Raw genomic sequence first — 16,734 nt, 5'->3', positions numbered from 1 at the left:
AATGACACACCAATGAAAAGACTGGCCTCCGTACTGCTCGGCATCTTTACCTGTTTTTGTCTTCTGATTGCGTCGGAGCATCTCGCCTTCGGCTACGTCGATCCCGGCTCGGGCCTGCTCGCCCTGCAAAGCATCGCCTCGGTAGCGGCCGCCTTCGGATACTTCATGCGCCGCCGCATCTTCGGCTTCTTCAGCCGCAAAAAGAGCGATACCGATCTGCCCATCGCAGCCAAAAAATCCAACTCCGCCAACGCCGCGTGAGCGTAATCTTGCACCAGAACGTTGCAAATCGGGCCCCCAGTCAAAGCCAGGTCACACCCACCTTTCGAGACCCAGCGGGCTCCCTCAGCTTTGAGGCGGATCGAGTCGTCCGCAGCATCCACCCCGCAGCCCGCCAGTCCACGCTCGAGTTCCTCGAGTCGGAGTTCTGCCATCAGGCCCAGCAGCGGGGCGACCTCGTAGCCGCCTGCATCGACGACGCTCCCGGCGGCCTGCGCCTGATCCACCCGCGCATCCCCGTTCCCACATACCCGTGGGAGTGGACGCCGTCACAGTGGCTCGCCGCCGCCGAGTTGACGCTCGCCCTCTGCGAAGAGGCTCTCAGCCACGGCTGGATCCTCAAAGACGCCACTCCCCTCAACATCCTCTTCGTCGGCCACCGGCCCGTCTTCGTCGATATCCTCTCGTTCGAGCAGCACGATCCGCACGCCTCCATCTGGCTGGCCTACGGGCAGTACATGCGCACCTTTCTGCTGCCGCTGCTGATGAACCGCGAGCTATCCTGGCCGCTCGCACTCAGCCTCTTCAAGCGCGACGGCTACGAGCCCGCCGAGCTGTACCAGGCCATGAGCTGGCCGCAGCGGCTCTCGCGCTCGGTCTTTTGGCCCATCACTCTGCCCGCATGGCTCGAGCGCGGCAAAAAAGCCGAGGCCACCAGCTCCAACCCGACAATCGGGCACAAAGACGACTCCGAGTTGGCCGCGCACCTGCTCCACCGCACTCTTGCCGACCTGCGCCGCCGCACTCTCCGCGCAATGCCGCGTAACTCCGGCTCCGCCTGGGCCGAGTACCAGCAAACCCTGACCCACTACACCGCCGAACAGGCAGCCAGCAAGCGCGAGTGGGTCCGCGCCGCACTGCTCAAGCACAAGCCCGCGCGCGTCCTCGACATCGGCGCCAACACCGGCGAGTACAGCGCCCTCGCCACCGAAAACGGAGCCGAGGTCATCGCCCTCGAGCGCGACGCCGCCGCTGCCGAGCGGCTCTTCTGCATGAGCCGCGCCCGCTCGCTGCCGATCCAGACCATCCACGCCGACCTCGCCCGCCCCACCCCCGCCGTCGGCTGGGAGAACGCCGAGTCCAGCGCCCTCATCCCCCGGCTCGCGGGCCAGTGCGACCTGGTCCTGATGCTCGCCGTCATCCATCACCTCATCCTGATGGAGCAGATACCCATCCCGGCTATCGTCGATCTCGCCCACCGCCTCGCCGCACGTCACTGGCTGGTCGAGTGGGTTCCAGTCGCCGACCCCATGTACCAGAGCCTGATGCGAGGCCGCGTCAGCCTCTACGGCGCGCTGGCAGAATCCGACCTGCACACGGCCTGCGACGGCCTCTTCACGCTGCTCTGCCGCCAGACGCTCGACAACGGCCGCGTCCTGCTCTTTTTCGAAAAATCCACTCAATAGAAACTCAGTCCTGCCGGACGGGTCCGCTACGCGCGGGGCGGGCGTTTGCACGCCTTTTTACTGCTTCGCGTGCTCCTCCCGTTGGTCGGAAATAAATATTCTCGCTGCCGACCAGCGGGAGGCCCCATGCAAATAATCCCTCCCATGCCGCCCCGAGAACAGCACGAAGTGCCGAAGTACACGAAGTACGCTATCTTGGGGAGCGATGACTCGTGCTTCCATCTTTGCAACACCCTCCGGCCGCGAATGCTGAAGCGGCTCTGCCAGTGCATCGGCCTCTCCTCACTCATCCTCGTCGTCAACTACGGTGACCTGCTCGGCGGCGGCAGCGACGTGCGGATGCACTACCCGCGCTCGCTCACCGGCGTCTGCCTGGCCTCCATCGCCGACATCCTGCTGCTCGGCGTGGCGATCTTCCTCATCCTGCGCCCGCTCGAGCGCACGCGCGCCTACCGCTGGGTGCGCCTCGTCCTGGCCATCGCGATCCCGCCCTACCTGCTCGTCCGCACGCAGTCCATCCTGCCGCTCCAGACGCTCGGCAGCGCGGTGCCTCTGCTGATGCTGGCCTGGGGCGGCGCGCTCCTGATGCTGATGCTGATGTTCCCCGTCTGGTACCGGGTCGTCATGCGCTTCGCCAGCGGACTGGCCGCCTGCTTCGCCATCTTCGCCTTTTCGAGCATTCTGCAGTTGCTCTGGATAGCCCGCTGGCGGCCCGGCGCGCAACAGATCGACGCGCATTGGTCGCAGCAGCAGCCCCCTCGCCAGCACCCGCGTCTCATTTGGGTCGTCTTCGACGAGCTATCTTACGACCAGGTCTACGAGCACCGCGCCAAAGACCTGCCCCTGCCCTCCTTCGATGCCCTGCGCGACCAAAGCACCGTCTTCACCAACGTGCAGCCCTCCGGCATCCGCACCGTCAAGGTCATCCCCTCGCTCTTCACCGGCCGCGTCGTCGACGACTTCCGCTACAGCCTCTCCAACCAGCTCAAGGTCCACTACACCGGCGTTCCCGGCTGGCATCCCGTCACCGGCCGCGAGACCGTCTTCGGCGACGCCAAGGCCGGCGGCTGGCGCACCGCCGCCGTCGGCTGGTACAACCCTTACTGCACCCTCTACGGCGACAGCCTCGACCAGTGCTACTGGAGCAACCACGACAAGATGGACGGCCCCATGGTGCAGTCCGATCCGATCTGGCGCAACGTCGCCCGGCCATTCGTCCAGATGGCCCGCGAGATCCAGTCGCCCTCGAAGGCCGAGCGCGAGCTATGCACCCTCGACGTGCAGCGCCGCCTGGTCACACACCTCGACCTCGAGCAGCACAGCTTCGACGTCCTCCACGGCGATCAGGCCGACTTCGTCTACCTGCACCTGGCCATCCCGCACAGCCCCAACATCTGGAGCCGCATCAACGACAACTACACCGGCACCTGCGACAGCTCCTACCTGGACTCGCTGGCCCTGGCCGACCGCGAGTTGGGCCGTATGATGACCATCCTCCAGGGCTCGCCGCGCTGGAAGGACACAACCGTCATCATCCAGGGCGACCACTCCTGGCGCACTGAGATCTGGGACGGCCTGCCCGCCTGGACCGAAGAGGACGACGCTGCCAGCCGCGACGTCTTCGACCCGCGCCCGGCCCTCATCATCCACCAGCCCGGCCAGTCAAAACCGGAGTTCAACAACACTCCCTGGCCGCTGGTACAGGTCCATGAAGTCATTGAGCAGACCCTAAAAGGCCAGCCCGTGCACTACTAACGCGCCCTCTATCTTCTCCAAAGAAGGGTGCTGCTGCCAGTGCTTGTTTCGTGGTTGCCGTTGTTTGTTTTCTTGGTTGTCATTCAGGAGCGAAGCGGAGGAATCTGCTTCTGCCTTTGTCGTTGCACTTGCTCTTGCTTCTGAGGTAGGTCCGGGCTTTAGCCCGGACATTAAAGCTCACCACCAAAGCGGGCTTTAGCCCCCGAGGTATGCTTTCTTCCACTCCGCCCAGAACATTAAGAGCACGGCTAAAGCCGTGCCCTTAAAACTCATCCTGCCGGATGGGCCTCCTACGCGGCGAGCGGGCCTTCACACGCCTGTTTACTGCTTCGCGCGCGCCTCCCGTTGTTCGGCAACAAAGCCGACCAACGAGAGGCCCATGCCTCAATTCGCTGCCGCGATCGTCGCCACAATCCGGTCCATCACATCCCTGTCCGCACTCGTACCCGGCGCATGGTTCCCCACCATCACCGAGAACGCCACCGTCCGCCCGCTCGCACACACCACATACCCGCTCAGCGCCCGCGCCTCACCCAGCGTCCCCGTCTTCGCCAATACCTTACCGAGAAGCGGAGCCTTGGCGAAGCGCCCCGACAAAGACCCGTCCACGCCACCCACCGGCAGCGAAGCCTTCCACTCCGCAAACCACGGCTGCCGCGCTGCATAGGTCAACAGCCGCACCGTCGCCCTCGGCGTCACCAAGTCGTGCCCGCTCAGCCCCGAGCCGTCGTAGAACACAAAATCGTCCTTATCAAGCCCCACATTGATAAGAAACTGCCGCACCACCCGCGCCCCCTGCGCCGTCGAGCCGTCATTGCCGAAGCTCTTGCCCAACTGGTGCAGTAGCAGCTCCGCATGCAGGTTCTGGCTGACCTTGTTAGCCACGGTCACGTCTTCGATAACCGTGAACGAAGTATGCTCAACCCGCAGCGGGCAGGCATCCATGCAGACGCCCTTCCCGGTAAGCAGCCTGCTCACGCCTCCCAATGGCTCAACAGGCAGGCCGGGCAGAGGCTCCCGCGTCTCCTTCAAAAAACTCACCGGCTCCGGGATCACCCGATGCTCGCTGCGGGCACGTCCATCCACGCGAATCCCGCGAGCCTCCAGCATCGCCTTCAACGCAATCGCGGCGTACTCCGCCGGGTCCTGAATGGCGATCTCCTCCGCATAGACTCCCGACCGCGCCGCAATCGTCCCCGAGACCCGCAGCACCTTCGAGCCGGGGTCGCGCTCGATCTCCACCGCAGCCGCACTCTTCGCCGCCACCGTCCGCACCGACGCGGCAACCGTGTAGTACGGCACCGCCGGATCAAGCTCCACCGTAGCGGCCTCCCCGGCGCTCACACCCGGCGTCACCTTCAGCCGAATCTGGTTGTCGTTCACGCTCAACGCCGAGACGGGCGCACCGTACCCCCACAGCAGGTCGTCCACGGCCCAGTCCGCCCCGTAGGGCTGCCACGGAAAGCGTGTATCGTCGCCCACAATATCCCCGGTGATCCGCTGAACACCCGCCGCCGCGACACCGTCGGCCAGCTCCTCCAGATAACGCAACGCAGCCGCGTCAGCCCCTGCAGGCCCCGCATATGGCACCGTGCGGCCAGAGAGGTTCGCATCGCCCGCTCCGCGCAACGTCAGGTCGCCCCTCAACACCTTTGCCCCAGCCGAACCCGGCGGCCCCTCTACCACCGTAGTAAACCGCTGCGACTCCCCCAGCAGATGCACCGCCGCCGCCGTCGTAAACAGCTTGGCGTTGCTGGCTGGCTGGAAGAGCTGCCCATCGTTCAGCCCGAAGATCCTCTCCCCATCGAGCCCCGCCACGGCCACGCCCCAGTGCGCCCGCACCACGGCAGGCTCGGCGACCAACGCCGCAATCTGCGCGGCCATGCCGTCCTGTGCCGCCGCCGTGCCGCTCATCATCAGCAGCAGGAAAAAACTCGCAATCCGCTTCATCCGTCGAGTCTACCCGGCAAAACCGCACCCGTAGAATTTATGAATGGCCTTCCCGCTCACCCGCCCGCGCTTCGACTGGCAGCTCCGCACCCGCACCCTCGCGCTCGGCGAAGAGACGCTCCTGATGGGCATCCTGAACCTGACCCCCGACAGCTTCTCGGACGGCGGCCAGTTCACCTCCCCGCAGACCGCCCTCGACCAGGCGCTGTGGCTGCTCGACGAGGGAGCCGCGATCCTCGACCTCGGCGGCGAGTCCACGCGTCCCGACTCCACACCCGTCACGGCGGAGGAGGAGCAGGCCCGCATCCTGCCCGTGCTGGCCGCGATCCTGAAGGCCCGTCCCGATGCCGTCATATCCATCGACACCTACCACGCCTCCACAGCCCGCCGCGCCGCAGAGGCCGGGGCCGAGATCGTCAACGACGTCTCCGGCCTGCTGTGGGACGCGGAGATGGCCTCCACTGCGGCGGAGACGCGCTGCGGACTGGTCCTCACCCACACTCGCGGGACTCCACAGGAGTGGGCCACGCAGACGCGGCTCGCCCCATCTGAGGTGATCCCCATAGTCCTCGAAGGTCTCCGCAGCCAGCTCGCCACGGCCAGCGCCGCTGGTATCCCGGCAAACGCCATCGTTCTCGACCCCGGCTTCGGCTTCGGCAAACGCGGGGAGGAAAACTTCGTTCTGCACGCACATCTCGCTGATCTGCAACAACTTGGCCATCCCCTGCTGGTCGGCACCTCGCGCAAAGGCTTTCTCGGCAAGGAGATCCACGCCACCACCGCCTCGAACGTCGCCGCCATCCTCGCGGGCGCGCACATCCTGCGCGTCCACGAGATCCGTCCCGCCGCCGAAGCCGCCGCAGTCGCCGACAAGATTCTGCTCGCGGCGACGCAATCCTGAGCTATCCTTAGGCGAAGGAAAATCGAATGTTGATCGCTCTGCTTCTCCTCCAGATCGTCGTCCTCATCGCGGTAGCCGCGCTGTTTCTGCGCAAGCCGACCGCACCCGAGGCCGACCCACGCCTAGCCCAACTAGCCGAGACCCTGCCCGCCCAGCTCACGCGCCTCGACACCTATCTGGACGCCTATCTGCGCGAGGCCCTGACCCAGATGCGCAGCGACATCCCCGCCGAGGCCAGCCGCACTCGCAAGGACAACGAAGCCGCCGCCGCCGCGCTGCGCAACGAGGTTATCGGCAACATCACCACGCTCGGCAACACTCTCAAGACCGAGTTGGCCAAGTTCGGCGAGAACAGCACCGCCTCCGCCGAGCGCCTGCGCGGCGACGTCGAGCAGAAGATGCGCTCCATCTCACAGAGTTTTGGCGAGCTAAAAGAAGAGACCAGCCGCAAGCACGCCGCCTTACAGGAGTCGCTCAGCACCCGGCTGATCGGGCTGATGGACAGCAACTCCGCCCATCAGGACAAGCTGCGCTCGACCGTCGAGGAGCGCCTGAACAAGCTCAACACCGATAACTCCGCCAAGCTCGAAGAGATGCGCGCCACCGTGGACGAGAAGCTGCACGCCACGCTGAACACGCGGCTCACCGAGTCCTTCAGCCAGGTGACCGACCAGCTCACCAAGGTCCATACCGGCCTGGGCGAGATGTCGAAGCTCTCCGAGGGCGTCGACGGCCTCTCGCGCATCTTCACCAACGTCAAATCGCGCGGCGGCATGGCCGAGGTACTGCTCGGCCAGCTCATCTCGCAGACGCTCGCGCCCAGCCAGTTCGTCCACAACGCACAGGTAAAACCCGGCACGCAAGAGGTCGTCGAGTACGCCGTCAAGTTCCCCGGCACCACGGGCGAGACCCTGCTCCCGATCGATGCCAAGTTCCCCCGCGAGGACTGGGAGCGGCTGGAGACAGCCTACGAGACCGGCATCCCCGAGGAGATCGCCGTGGCAGGCCGGGCCTTCGAGACGGCGATCCGCACCGAGGGCAAGCGCATCTTCAGCAAGTACATCAACGAGCCGGTGACGACGCCGTACGGCATCATGTTCCTGCCCACCGAGAGCCTGTACGCCGAGGTAATCCGGCGCGACGGCCTGCAGGACGACCTGCAACGCAACTACCGGGTCACCATCGCTGGCCCTAGCACTCTCTCGGCGATCCTCATCAGCTTCAAGATGGGCTTCCACATGCTGAACCTGCAAAAGAAGGGCGACGACGTCTGGAAGGTGCTGGCCTCGACGCGCACCGAGTTCGAGAAGTTCGGCGACCTGATGACCTCGATGGAGAAGCAGGTGGGCACGGTGCAAAACACGATCCAGAAGCTGGGCGTGCGGACGCGCGCCATCAACCGCAACCTGCGCGATGTAGGCGAGACCGATGCGATAGAGGACAACGTGCTCAGCTTCGACGGGATCGCACCGCGACTGGTGGCCAGCGGCGAAGAAGAGTAAGCGCTACTTCCTCAGCCCCAGCTTGGCCGCCGCCTCATCCAGCGCGGCCTGCGTCTTGAAGAACGTCTTGCCGGGATTCGACTTCGGGAAGTAGTGGATCACGATCTCCGGGTCGTCCACCGACTGGTCGATGCCGTCTTTGATGGGGTATCCCAGCGCCTGCACCAGCGCCAGCGAGCCTTCGTCGCCGCGCTCGTTGCCCGAGTCGGCCACAATGGCAAACGCCGACTTACCCGTGCGACAACTGTAGACAGTCGCGTAATCTCCCATCACGACACCGGCCTTGCGCGCCACTCGCCCCTGCACCAGGTAGTTGATCTTCGTGGCGTCCACGTACCGGCGCGGGTCCTCCATGCGCGGATTGTCCTTGTCGGCGAAGTCGGTCTGCGAGACGTAGTAGCCGGGATACGGGTCGCCCGGCTTCTGGACCGTCGGCGGGCCGCCCTCGTACTCGGTCATGTACCCCACCACCGCGCCCGGATGCTCGGCATCGGCGGGAGACAGCGAATGCTCGGCGATATCGAGCGCCTTCTTGCCCGGCGGACCGTAGGCGTTAGGCGCGCCGTCCACATCCACGTTCATCTTGGTCACCATCTCGATGGCCTCGCGCCCGTGGTCCATCACCCGGCGCGACGGCCCGGCGAACCGGGGGCACGGCCTGATTCCCGGCACCTTGCGGGGCGGTTTGTACTCCTCCCCCACGCCGTCCGAAGCTGTCCCCAGCACCATCCCAAGCGCAACCGCCGTCAGCAACCACCGTTTTGCTTCGCGAGCCATACCTGTTGGACGCAGTTCATCCGCCGCAGGACCCTCCTCTGCAAAGATGCTCCCAGATGCTCGCAAAAAGCCTGAAATTGCGTCCATAAGACATCAACAGGGGAAAAAGAATCTTCCCTCAGCCGGAAATCCTCATATTCCTTGCGGGCGATTCCTCGCCGTTTGCTTTACACTCGGCAAGGCTCTCAGTATCCTTTGGACTATGCGTGTTTTTGAACGCAGACACATCCAAACTCTGACCCAAGAACGTTCCAGGAGATATACATGGCAGCGGTAGACGAAAAAGTAAAACAGATCATTGTCGAGCAGCTTCAGGTGGATGAGGCCGAAGTGACCCCCGGCGCAAGCTTCCAGGAGGACCTCGGAGCAGATTCGCTCGATGTCGTCGAGCTCGTCATGCAGTTCGAAGAAGCCTTCGACATCCAGATTCCCGACGAAGACGCCGAGAAGATCAAGACCGTCAAGGACGCTGTCGACTACATCGAGAAGAACCAGAAGAAGTAAGCGGGCTGGTCTGCAGAAGCAACACGGACTGCAAGGGCAAGGTCGTCTGTAGAAGCAACGCAGTAGTCGGGAGCAAGGAAGAGCATGGAACAGCGCAGGGTCGTGGTGACCGGAATCGGTCTCGTGTGCGGCGTAGGCAAAACCGTTCCCGAGGTCTGGGAGGGTCTACTGGCCGGCAAGAGCGGAATGGCCGAGATCAAGGCTTTTGATCTCACCGGCCATTCCGTTCGATTTGCAGCGGAGGTCAAGGACTTCGATCCGCTTCTTTTTGTCGAGAAGAAAGAGTCCCGCAAGATGGGACGCTTCATCCACTTCGCGCTGGCGGCCGCCGCCGAGGCGATGGCGCACTCGGGTCTGGTGATCGACGAGACGAACCGCGACCGCTTCGGCGTACACATCGGCTCGGGCATCGGCGGCTTCGACGTGATCGAGCGTGAGCACTCGGCGATGTTGGCCGGTGGACCGCGCAAGATCTCGCCGTTCTTCATCCCCGGCTCTATCGTGAACCTGGCCGCGGGCCATGTCTCGATCAAGTACAACGCGCGGGGTCCCAATGAGGCCACCGCGACGGCCTGCACCTCATCGGCGCACTCCATCGGCGACGCCTTCCGCATCATCCAGCGCGGCGATGCCGACGCTATGATCGCGGGCGGCACCGAGGCCGCCATCACTCCCATGGGCGTCGGCGGATTCGCGGCCATGAAGGCCCTCTCCACCCGCAACGACGACCCCACGCACGCCTGCCGCCCCTTCGACAAGGATCGCGACGGCTTCGTGGTCGGCGAGGGCGCGGGCATCCTCATCATGGAGGAGCTGGAGTTCGCCAAGGCGCGCGGCGCGAAGATTCTGGGCGAGGTGATCGGCTACGGCATGTCGGCCGACGCCTACCACATGACCGGCATGGCCCCCGAGGGCGAGGGCTGCTATCGAGCAATGGCGGCGGCGCTCAAGGTGGCTGGCATCACGCCGGACAAGATCGACTACCTGAACGCTCACGCGACCAGTACCCCGCTCGGCGACGCGATGGAGTCGAAGGCGATCGAGAACCTCTTCGGCGAGCGCGCCATCGAGGGCGAGCTGCTGGTCAGCTCCACCAAATCGATGACCGGGCACCTGCTCGGCGGCGCGGGCGGGCTGGAGGCGGGCATCACGCTGATGGCGCTGCTCAACCAGATCGCTCCCCCGACCATGAACATCGAGGAGCTGGACCCGCAGTGCCGGTTGAACTACGTGCCCAACAAGCCGCAGCCCGCGCGGATCGACTACGCGCTCTCGAACTCGTTCGGCTTCGGCGGCACCAACGGCTCGCTGGTCTTCAAGCGCTGGATGGAGTAAGCACTTCGTGCGGTCCTCGGGGCGGCATAGCCGGGATTATCTTTTGAGGTCCTCCCGCTGGTCGGAAGCGAGCAATCTTTGCTTCCGACCAGCGGGAGGACCTTTGCACTTTGAGTCAGCAAGACGAGTGTGAAAGTCACGAAGTGACCGCCCTCCGCGCAGGAGGCCCGTCCGGCAGGACAAATGCTTACGAGCCGAACAGCCCCAGCGTCTTGCTCATATCCCCCAGCGGCTCGGGCTGCGCGGCGCTCGGCTCCAGCAGGAAGCAGCAGACCCACTCCCGCGTCTCCTCTCCCTCGTCGTCCAGCCGAATCCCCGCAACCACCGTCACCCTGTACCACCCCGGCGTGACCGTAATCCTGCGATCTACAGCTTCTCCACGCTCGGCGTCCCGATCCGGGGCCACCCGATCGCCGCTCCAAAGCTGCAACTCCCCGCTGGCCGTGCCCAGGATGAACCCGGCGGAAAACACGATGTTCGACAGCAGAGCCATCGCCCCTTCAGTCTCGGTGGAGCGCGCCATGACCGTGTAGTACCCCGGCTCCAGCCCAATCGCTGGCACCGCCGCTCCCTCGGCCAGAGCCTGCGGGGTTCGCCGCCGGTCCCCCGCAACCAGCTCACGCAGCAGCCGATCCCCTCCCAGAGCCTCCAGGCGGGCCGCGTCGGCCAGAAACAGCACCTCACCCGCCGCGAAGACCCGTCGCAGCTCCTGCGGGGCAAAGAACGCCGGTATCGTGCCCTCTGGAACCGTTCCTACAGCCGCCATGCTTCCCTCTTTCCTTCCCTCAAGCAAAAGAGGCCTCCCGCACGGGAGGCCTCTTTTGCAAACCGGCCGATCTTCGTCGATCAGCCGACGGCATTTAGTTCATGCTGACGCCGCCGCCAGCCTTTTCTTCCTTCTTCTTCTCGTTTTCCTTGCGAGCGCCCATCGCCTTCTGGGTCCAGGAGTCAGCCTGAGCGATATCCGCCTTGCGCGCGGCATCGTCGTTGCACTCGAGGTCAGCCTTGCGGCGATACATCAGGTTCAGGTACTGCATCGCGTCGTCGTAGCTGGGGTTGATCTCAACAGCCTTCTGAAGGTTCGCCAGACCATCGGCCACCAGGTTGGTGTTGGCCGCCTGCAACGCCGCGCAGGCCTGCTTGCTCTTCTTCACGTTGCCGTTTCCGTCGTCGGTCAGACCGCCGCCGGGGCCGCCCTCGTTTTGGGCCAGGATCTTGCGGGCGTTGTCATACGCCTGGAGCCAGTCCACCACGCCGATGGTGTAGTACGCCTCGGAGTCGTTGGGGTCGAGCGCGATGACCTTCTTCTCGTACTCTTTCGCCTCATCCAGCTTCTTGATGTTGCGGTCGATCGAAGCGATCTGCTTGAGCGCGGTCTGGTTGGTCGGGTCCTTATCGAGCACCGCGTGGAAGCCGTCCAACGCCTTCTGCGCGATCTGCAGGTTCTCCGGCGAGTCCAGGTTCGGAACTACCTGGTAGCTGTACGCGGTGGCAAGGTAGAGCTGGCCATTCGGGTAGGTCGGATCCAAGTTGATCGAGGTCTGGAAGTGGTTGATTGCTTCCTCATACTTGGCGGCCTTGAAGGCCTGCACACCCTTATTCAGCTCGTCGCGAGCCTTAAGCCGGTTGCATCCAGTGGCGGACAGGGTCAAAAGGGCCAGAAGCGCAGCCGTCACCGAAACTCGTGCGGTCAATTTCATGGGGCGTTGGTTCTCCTTAAGCAAGAAGGGCATAAAGTCTGTCAGACGAGGAAAACGGGAGGCGATTAGTGCTTGCCGTTTGATTGTAAAGCGTGGAACCGGATATGCCTAGAGGTATGACTAGTGTATCCGTTTTTTCTTGCGTCCCCGGGCATTATAAAGGTCTGACCATAAGTAAGAAATAAAAAGAGCCGCCGACTTCGGCGGCCCTTCATTTTTACACCAGAAGCCTAGTCTCCGGCGACTGTCTCTTCCTTGTCGACGGCTGGAGCCTCAACCCGGGGTGCCGGCTTGATGCCGCCGATGGCCACGAAACCGCCCTCGGGAGCCTTCTCGCCCAGCACTTCCTTGCGGTAGAGAGCCGCCATCTTGGCGTTCTCGGCGTCCTGCTTCAGCTTCGCATCGCGCGCCCGGATCTTCTCCTCACGCGCATTCTTCGCGATGCCGCTCTTGTCGAACGTGTCGTTTGCCGCCGCGTTCACGTGGCTGTCGTTCAGCACCAGGTCATAGCTCGACTCCTTCTCGAGTCCGACCTTCTTGCCGCCCGCGAAGATCTCATGCCGTCCATGCTCCTCGTACCACTTGGTGAGCGTGCTCGTCATGTGCATCTTCTCGATGATGTTGCGCCAGCCCACACCCGTGTTGTACGCGCAGAAGCTGATCTCGCCCTCCTGCGTCGCGTACGGGATGATGCACTGCTCGGTGCGGCGGAAGTCGTAGTTGAACAGGTCCTGGAACCACATGCCCGCGATGAAGAGGAAGTTCCAGCGGTCCGAGCGGCGCTGCTGAATGTCGGCCATCGTACGATCGGCCGTCACCTTGCCGTAGCTGCGGCCCGTCGCGCCGAAGCTCTTATCGAACTTCTGCATCAGGTCCTTGATCTTGAAGTGCGTGGGCGCGTTCTCCGGCGTGTAGTTGCGCAGCAGGGCCAGCGTCACGCCGAGAATCGAGAGGAACTTGCCGCGGGCGGCGTCGTTGATCTTGGCGACGTCCTGGGCAAGCTGCACAGCGTTCATGAACGCCGTTACCGGAGCCGCTTCCTTCGTTTCCTTGTCGATCATCAGGCCCATGCCGATGCCGCAGTTCGGGTGGCATCCGCAGGAGAGCTGGCCCCAGTCGCGATCCGGTCCGTGAACCAGGTCGGCCCAGTCGGAGAAGGTGCTCATGAACGAGATGGGGAACCAGTCGCGGGTCGGCTCGCCGAGGCCGGTCTGGTTCTTCACATCGTGCGCCAGGTGCGAGAGCGTGTAGCGCTGCGCCATGCGGCGCTCGTCCGAGATCGCCTCGTCGCGGCCCGTGAACGAGACCGGCTGGAACGAGAGGAAGTTGATCTTCTTGGGGTTGTCGAGCGCGAACTCGATGATGCGGCCAACCTGCTCGTTGTTGATGCCGTTGACGATCGTGGTGACCGGAACGATATCCACACCGGCCTCGTGCAGGTTGTGGATCGCCTGCAGCTTCACGTCGAACGCGTTGCCCACCTTGCGGTGCGAGTTGGCGGCGTTGCCGATACCGTCGAACTGCAGGTACGCATAGCGCAGACCCGCTTCAGCCGCGGCCTTCGAGAACTCCTTGCTCTTGGCGAACTCGATACCGTTGGTGGCCGCCTGCACCGAGGTGTAGCCCACCTTGCGGGCATACGCGACAGCGTCCAGGAAGTAAGGCGACAGCGTCGGCTCGCCGCCCGAGAACTGCACCGACATCTGGCGCTTGGGCTTGATCGTCACCGCGTTGTCGAGCATGGTCTTGATCTCGTCCCACGTCAGCTCATGCACGAAACCGACCTGGTTCGCGTCCATGAAGCAGGGGTCGCACATCATGTTGCAGCGGTTGGTCAGGTCGATCGTCAGCACCGAGCCGCGGCCGTGGGTCACGGTCGAGGTGCCGTGGTTGTGCAGCTTCTCGTCGTTGTGGGCGCGGATATCGCGGCCCGGGAAGACGTCCTCGAGATGCTTCATGAAGGCCGGGTCGATGGACATGACATCCTCGAAGTGGCCGTGGATCGGGCAGTCCTTCACCATCAGGATCTGGCCGTCGCGCTCGATGATCTGCGCCTTGATCTCGCCGACCTTCTCGTTGAGCAGGATCTCGTGGGGCAGCTTGCCGTCCACGATCTGCTGGCGGATCTCCGGCAGGCAGCGCGGGCAGAGGGAGTCGGTCGTACGCGGCCAGCCAAGGGGCGGCTTCTCCTTCTGGTAGCTCTTCAGAAGCGGCTTATCGCTCCACTTGGGCGTAAAGCTGTCGTTGGGGCTGATCGAGTTCAGGCGGCTGAAGACAGCCCAACCAACCTTGGCGATCTGAACCATGGACTTCTCGAAAAACTTAGTAGGCGCGGCCTTAGCCATAATGTTTGTCTCCTGACAGACTCCCCGGCGACGGGGTCGGTATAGATGCAAGATACTGAATCCATTCGTGCGGACTCATTTTTTATGCAGGTCAACCGCACCTTCGCGCAGTGGACATGACTCGCACCAGCTTAGTCAGCTACGGCCAGCATTAGAACCACCTACCGTCGAACGGCGAGAATCCGCAGCGAACGGTATTCTCGGGCACTGAACGGGGAACCGCCCCTCAAGCTTCCACCCGTCATAACCCCTGTGTTTATATTCATGGAGTACCTGAACCATCACCCCGTCCGTGACGTTCTATACTGAAACTCTTGGTCAATAAGCTCATCTTCGCGAACCTCGCCCATCGTCCCCTGCGCACCCTTCTCTCTGTAATCGCCATCGGGGTCGAGGTCACCATGATCCTGACCCTGGTCGGGGTCTCCTACGGCACGCTCGACGCCAGCGCCCGCCGTGCGCGCGGCATCGGCGCGGACGTCTTCGTCCGCCCGCCCAGCAGCTCGGTCATGTCGCTCTCCTCCGCGCCCCTCAGCGATAAGGTCGTCCCCGCTCTCGCCGCGCGGCCCGGCGTCGCCCAGGCCACCGGCACCATGGTCCAGAGCATGGGCGGCTTCGACACCATCCAGGGCATCGACTTCCCCTCCATCAACAAGATGGCCGGGGGCTTCAAGTTCGTCGAAGGCGGCCCGCTCGTGGGCCCCGACGACATGATCGTCGACCAGGTCTACGCGCGCCAGAAGAAAATCCACGCGGGCGAGCACCTGACGCTCCTCAACCACGATTGGAACATCGCGGGCGTCTTCGAGTCCGGCAAGCTGGCCACGGTCCTCGTGCGTATCGACACGCTGCAGAACCTTACCGGCAACCCCGGCAAGATCTCCGCCGTCTACCTGAAGCTCACCGACCCCAGCCACGCCGACGACTTCGTCGAGCAGCTCAAGAAAGCCCTGCCGGGCTACATGATCTATACCGTCGAGGAGTTCACCGCACAGATCAGCGTCTCCTCCGTCAAGATGTTGCAGGACTTCATCTACGTGGTCATCGGCATCGCCTCCATCGTGGGCTTCATCGTCGTCTTCATGGCCATGTACACTGCCGTGCTCGAGCGCACCCGCGAGATCGGCATCCTCAAGGCGGTCGGAGCCAGCTCCAGTTACATCGTCAACATCCTCTTCCGCGAGACCATCCTGCTGGCCCTCATCGGCACCGCCGTCGGCATCCTGATGACCTATGGAACCCAGTGGCTGATGGCCCACGCCGTGCCCGCCTCGCTGGTGCAGGAGACGGTCTACTGGTGGTGGCCCATCGCCGGAGCCATCGCCGTCGTCGGAGCCGTCGTCGGCACCATCATTCCCGCCACCAAGGCCGTCAACCAGGATGTTACCGAGGCGCTTTCGTATGAATAATCAGGCCTCGAACCTCGAGCCGCTTAAGGCTCCGCTCGCCAACCAGCCCATCATCCAGGTCCGCAGTCTGGTCAAGACCTTCCACATCGGCGAGGTGGACGTGCAGGCGCTGCGCGGCGTCGATCTTGACATCACGCGCGGGGAGTTCGTCTCCATCGTCGGCACCTCCGGCTCGGGCAAGTCGACGCTCTTCAACATCCTCGGCGGCCTCACCTCGCCGACCTCGGGCACGGTCAGCATCAACGGCATCGACCTCTCGAAGATGACGCCCGCGCAGCGCAACGACCTGCGCAAGCACCAGGTAGGCTTCGTCTTTCAGAAGTACAACCTGCTGCCCACGCTGACGGCCGAGCAGAACATCCAGATCGTCCGCGACATCGCCGGGCGGCCAGTGGACTTCGACGACAAGTTCCTTGAAGTGCTGAACATGCTGGGCATCGCGCACCGGATGCACCACAAGCCGCGCGCGCTCTCGGGCGGCGAGCAGCAGCGCATCGCCATCGCCCGCGCCATCGTGAACGGGCCTGCGATCCTGCTGGCCGATGAGCCGACCGGCAACCTCGACAGCAAGAACTCGGATATTGTGCTGAACCTGCTGCGCGACCTGAACGAGCGGCTGGGGCAGACGATCCTGATGATTACCCACAACCCCGAAGCCGCCGCCTACGCCCACCGCACGATCCAGATGAAGGACGGCAAAATCCTCTAAAGCCGTGCCGAGTGATAGGTCGGGCCTTCAGCCCTCATCTTCCTACTCGGTCGTTTCCCTGGGGCGTTGCCCCAGGCTGGTATAAAGCGCGCCTTCAGCGCTTTCCGAGGCTCGTACGGAGATGTTCCTCCCCAAGAGTATTCTCCCCGCGAGCACACCGTA

General features: G+C 63.8%; 14 protein-coding genes. 9 read left to right on the top strand and 5 right to left on the bottom strand.

The annotated features are described in order from the left end of the window. Positions 1 to 12 precede the first annotated feature (12 nt). From FTO74_RS03095 to FTO74_RS03085, 3 genes are all read left to right on the top strand, one after another. On the top strand, positions 13 to 261 hold the full coding sequence (locus FTO74_RS03095; RefSeq protein ID WP_162536825.1) for a hypothetical protein: 249 nt from the start codon (positions 13 to 15) through the stop codon (positions 259 to 261). After that, positions 258 to 1,685 carry a class I SAM-dependent methyltransferase gene (locus tag FTO74_RS03090; protein WP_162536824.1) on the top strand — a complete coding sequence of 476 codons (1,428 nt, stop codon included), beginning with the start codon at positions 258 to 260 and terminating at the stop codon, positions 1,683 to 1,685. The genes FTO74_RS03095 and FTO74_RS03090 overlap by 4 nt, the downstream gene beginning before the upstream one ends. Before the next feature lie 246 nt (positions 1,686 to 1,931). After that, complete coding sequence (locus FTO74_RS03085) at positions 1,932 to 3,440, top strand: sulfatase-like hydrolase/transferase (protein ID WP_162536823.1); 1,509 nt, start codon at positions 1,932 to 1,934, stop codon at positions 3,438 to 3,440. 384 nt (positions 3,441 to 3,824) lie between these two features. Here the strand turns inward: FTO74_RS03085 and dacB are convergent, their stop codons facing one another. Further along, complete coding sequence (gene dacB / locus FTO74_RS03080; RefSeq protein WP_162536822.1) at positions 3,825 to 5,390, bottom strand: D-alanyl-D-alanine carboxypeptidase/D-alanyl-D-alanine-endopeptidase; 1,566 nt, start codon at positions 5,388 to 5,390, stop codon at positions 3,825 to 3,827. 43 nt (positions 5,391 to 5,433) lie between these two features. On the opposite strand from dacB, the gene folP reads away from it, so the two are divergent. Further along, entirely contained in the window at positions 5,434 to 6,291 is an 858-nt protein-coding gene (gene folP / locus FTO74_RS03075; protein WP_162536821.1) for a dihydropteroate synthase, read from the top strand. Positions 6,292 to 6,317: 26 nt separating this feature from the next. Further along, positions 6,318 to 7,793: a DNA recombination protein RmuC gene (gene rmuC / locus FTO74_RS03070; protein ID WP_162536820.1), complete on the top strand. Its 1,476-nt coding sequence runs from the start codon at positions 6,318 to 6,320 to the stop codon at positions 7,791 to 7,793. A 3-nt stretch (positions 7,794 to 7,796) separates the two neighbouring features. Here rmuC and FTO74_RS03065 read toward each other — a convergent pair whose 3' ends face one another. Continuing rightward, a complete protein-coding gene (locus tag FTO74_RS03065; RefSeq protein ID WP_181955721.1) occupies positions 7,797 to 8,570 on the bottom strand; it encodes a hypothetical protein in 774 nt (257 codons plus the stop codon). Between the two features lie 264 nt (positions 8,571 to 8,834). On the opposite strand from FTO74_RS03065, the gene FTO74_RS03060 reads away from it, so the two are divergent. Together FTO74_RS03060 and fabF are read left to right on the top strand one after the other, a co-directional pair. Then, on the top strand, positions 8,835 to 9,074 hold the full coding sequence (locus FTO74_RS03060; RefSeq protein WP_162536819.1) for an acyl carrier protein: 240 nt from the start codon (positions 8,835 to 8,837) through the stop codon (positions 9,072 to 9,074). A gap of 84 nt (positions 9,075 to 9,158) precedes the next feature. Beyond that, positions 9,159 to 10,409, top strand: a complete 1,251-nt coding sequence (gene fabF, locus FTO74_RS03055; RefSeq protein WP_162536818.1) for a beta-ketoacyl-ACP synthase II — start codon at positions 9,159 to 9,161, stop codon at positions 10,407 to 10,409. A gap of 187 nt (positions 10,410 to 10,596) precedes the next feature. Here fabF and FTO74_RS03050 read toward each other — a convergent pair whose 3' ends face one another. From FTO74_RS03050 to FTO74_RS03040, 3 genes are all read right to left on the bottom strand, one after another. Further along, entirely contained in the window at positions 10,597 to 11,175 is a 579-nt protein-coding gene (locus FTO74_RS03050; RefSeq protein ID WP_162536817.1) for a hypothetical protein, read from the bottom strand. Between the two features lie 94 nt (positions 11,176 to 11,269). Further along, positions 11,270 to 12,109: a hypothetical protein gene (locus FTO74_RS03045; RefSeq protein WP_162536816.1), complete on the bottom strand. Its 840-nt coding sequence runs from the start codon at positions 12,107 to 12,109 to the stop codon at positions 11,270 to 11,272. Between the two features lie 230 nt (positions 12,110 to 12,339). Continuing rightward, entirely contained in the window at positions 12,340 to 14,454 is a 2,115-nt protein-coding gene (locus FTO74_RS03040; protein WP_162536815.1) for a radical SAM protein, read from the bottom strand. A gap of 314 nt (positions 14,455 to 14,768) precedes the next feature. On the opposite strand from FTO74_RS03040, the gene FTO74_RS03035 reads away from it, so the two are divergent. Next, positions 14,769 to 15,863 (top strand): FtsX-like permease family protein, encoded by a 1,095-nt coding sequence (locus tag FTO74_RS03035; RefSeq protein ID WP_162536814.1) that lies wholly within the window; start codon positions 14,769 to 14,771, stop codon positions 15,861 to 15,863. Further along, a complete protein-coding gene (locus FTO74_RS03030) occupies positions 15,856 to 16,572 on the top strand; it encodes an ABC transporter ATP-binding protein (protein ID WP_162536813.1) in 717 nt (238 codons plus the stop codon). Before FTO74_RS03035 ends, FTO74_RS03030 begins: the two co-directional genes overlap by 8 nt. Positions 16,573 to 16,734: the final 162 nt, after the last annotated feature.

Origin of the sequence: Granulicella sp. WH15 (assembly GCF_009914315.1) — a bacterium.
In the GTDB taxonomy this organism is placed as follows: Bacteria; Acidobacteriota; Terriglobia; order Terriglobales; family Acidobacteriaceae; genus Edaphobacter.
Note: the sequence above shows the minus strand (reverse complement) of the source record. Positions and strands in the feature narration are given on the sequence as shown.

What these genes read in the sequence shown, in the direction of transcription:
- dacB (WP_162536822.1), bottom strand. Translation starts at nt 5,390, where the DNA reads ATGAAGCGGATTGCGAGTTTTTTCCTGCTGCTGATGATGAGCGGCACG.
- FTO74_RS03085 (WP_162536823.1), top strand. Translation starts at nt 1,932, where the DNA reads ATGCTGAAGCGGCTCTGCCAGTGCATCGGCCTCTCCTCACTCATCCTC.
- FTO74_RS03050 (WP_162536817.1), bottom strand. Translation starts at nt 11,175, where the DNA reads ATGGCGGCTGTAGGAACGGTTCCAGAGGGCACGATACCGGCGTTCTTT.
- FTO74_RS03095 (WP_162536825.1), top strand. Translation starts at nt 13, where the DNA reads ATGAAAAGACTGGCCTCCGTACTGCTCGGCATCTTTACCTGTTTTTGT.
- FTO74_RS03065 (WP_181955721.1), bottom strand. Translation starts at nt 8,570, where the DNA reads ATGGCTCGCGAAGCAAAACGGTGGTTGCTGACGGCGGTTGCGCTTGGG.
- FTO74_RS03030 (WP_162536813.1), top strand. Translation starts at nt 15,856, where the DNA reads ATGAATAATCAGGCCTCGAACCTCGAGCCGCTTAAGGCTCCGCTCGCC.
- folP (WP_162536821.1), top strand. Translation starts at nt 5,434, where the DNA reads ATGGCCTTCCCGCTCACCCGCCCGCGCTTCGACTGGCAGCTCCGCACC.
- rmuC (WP_162536820.1), top strand. Translation starts at nt 6,318, where the DNA reads ATGTTGATCGCTCTGCTTCTCCTCCAGATCGTCGTCCTCATCGCGGTA.
- FTO74_RS03060 (WP_162536819.1), top strand. Translation starts at nt 8,835, where the DNA reads ATGGCAGCGGTAGACGAAAAAGTAAAACAGATCATTGTCGAGCAGCTT.
- FTO74_RS03040 (WP_162536815.1), bottom strand. Translation starts at nt 14,454, where the DNA reads ATGGCTAAGGCCGCGCCTACTAAGTTTTTCGAGAAGTCCATGGTTCAG.
- fabF (WP_162536818.1), top strand. Translation starts at nt 9,159, where the DNA reads ATGGAACAGCGCAGGGTCGTGGTGACCGGAATCGGTCTCGTGTGCGGC.
- FTO74_RS03045 (WP_162536816.1), bottom strand. Translation starts at nt 12,109, where the DNA reads ATGAAATTGACCGCACGAGTTTCGGTGACGGCTGCGCTTCTGGCCCTT.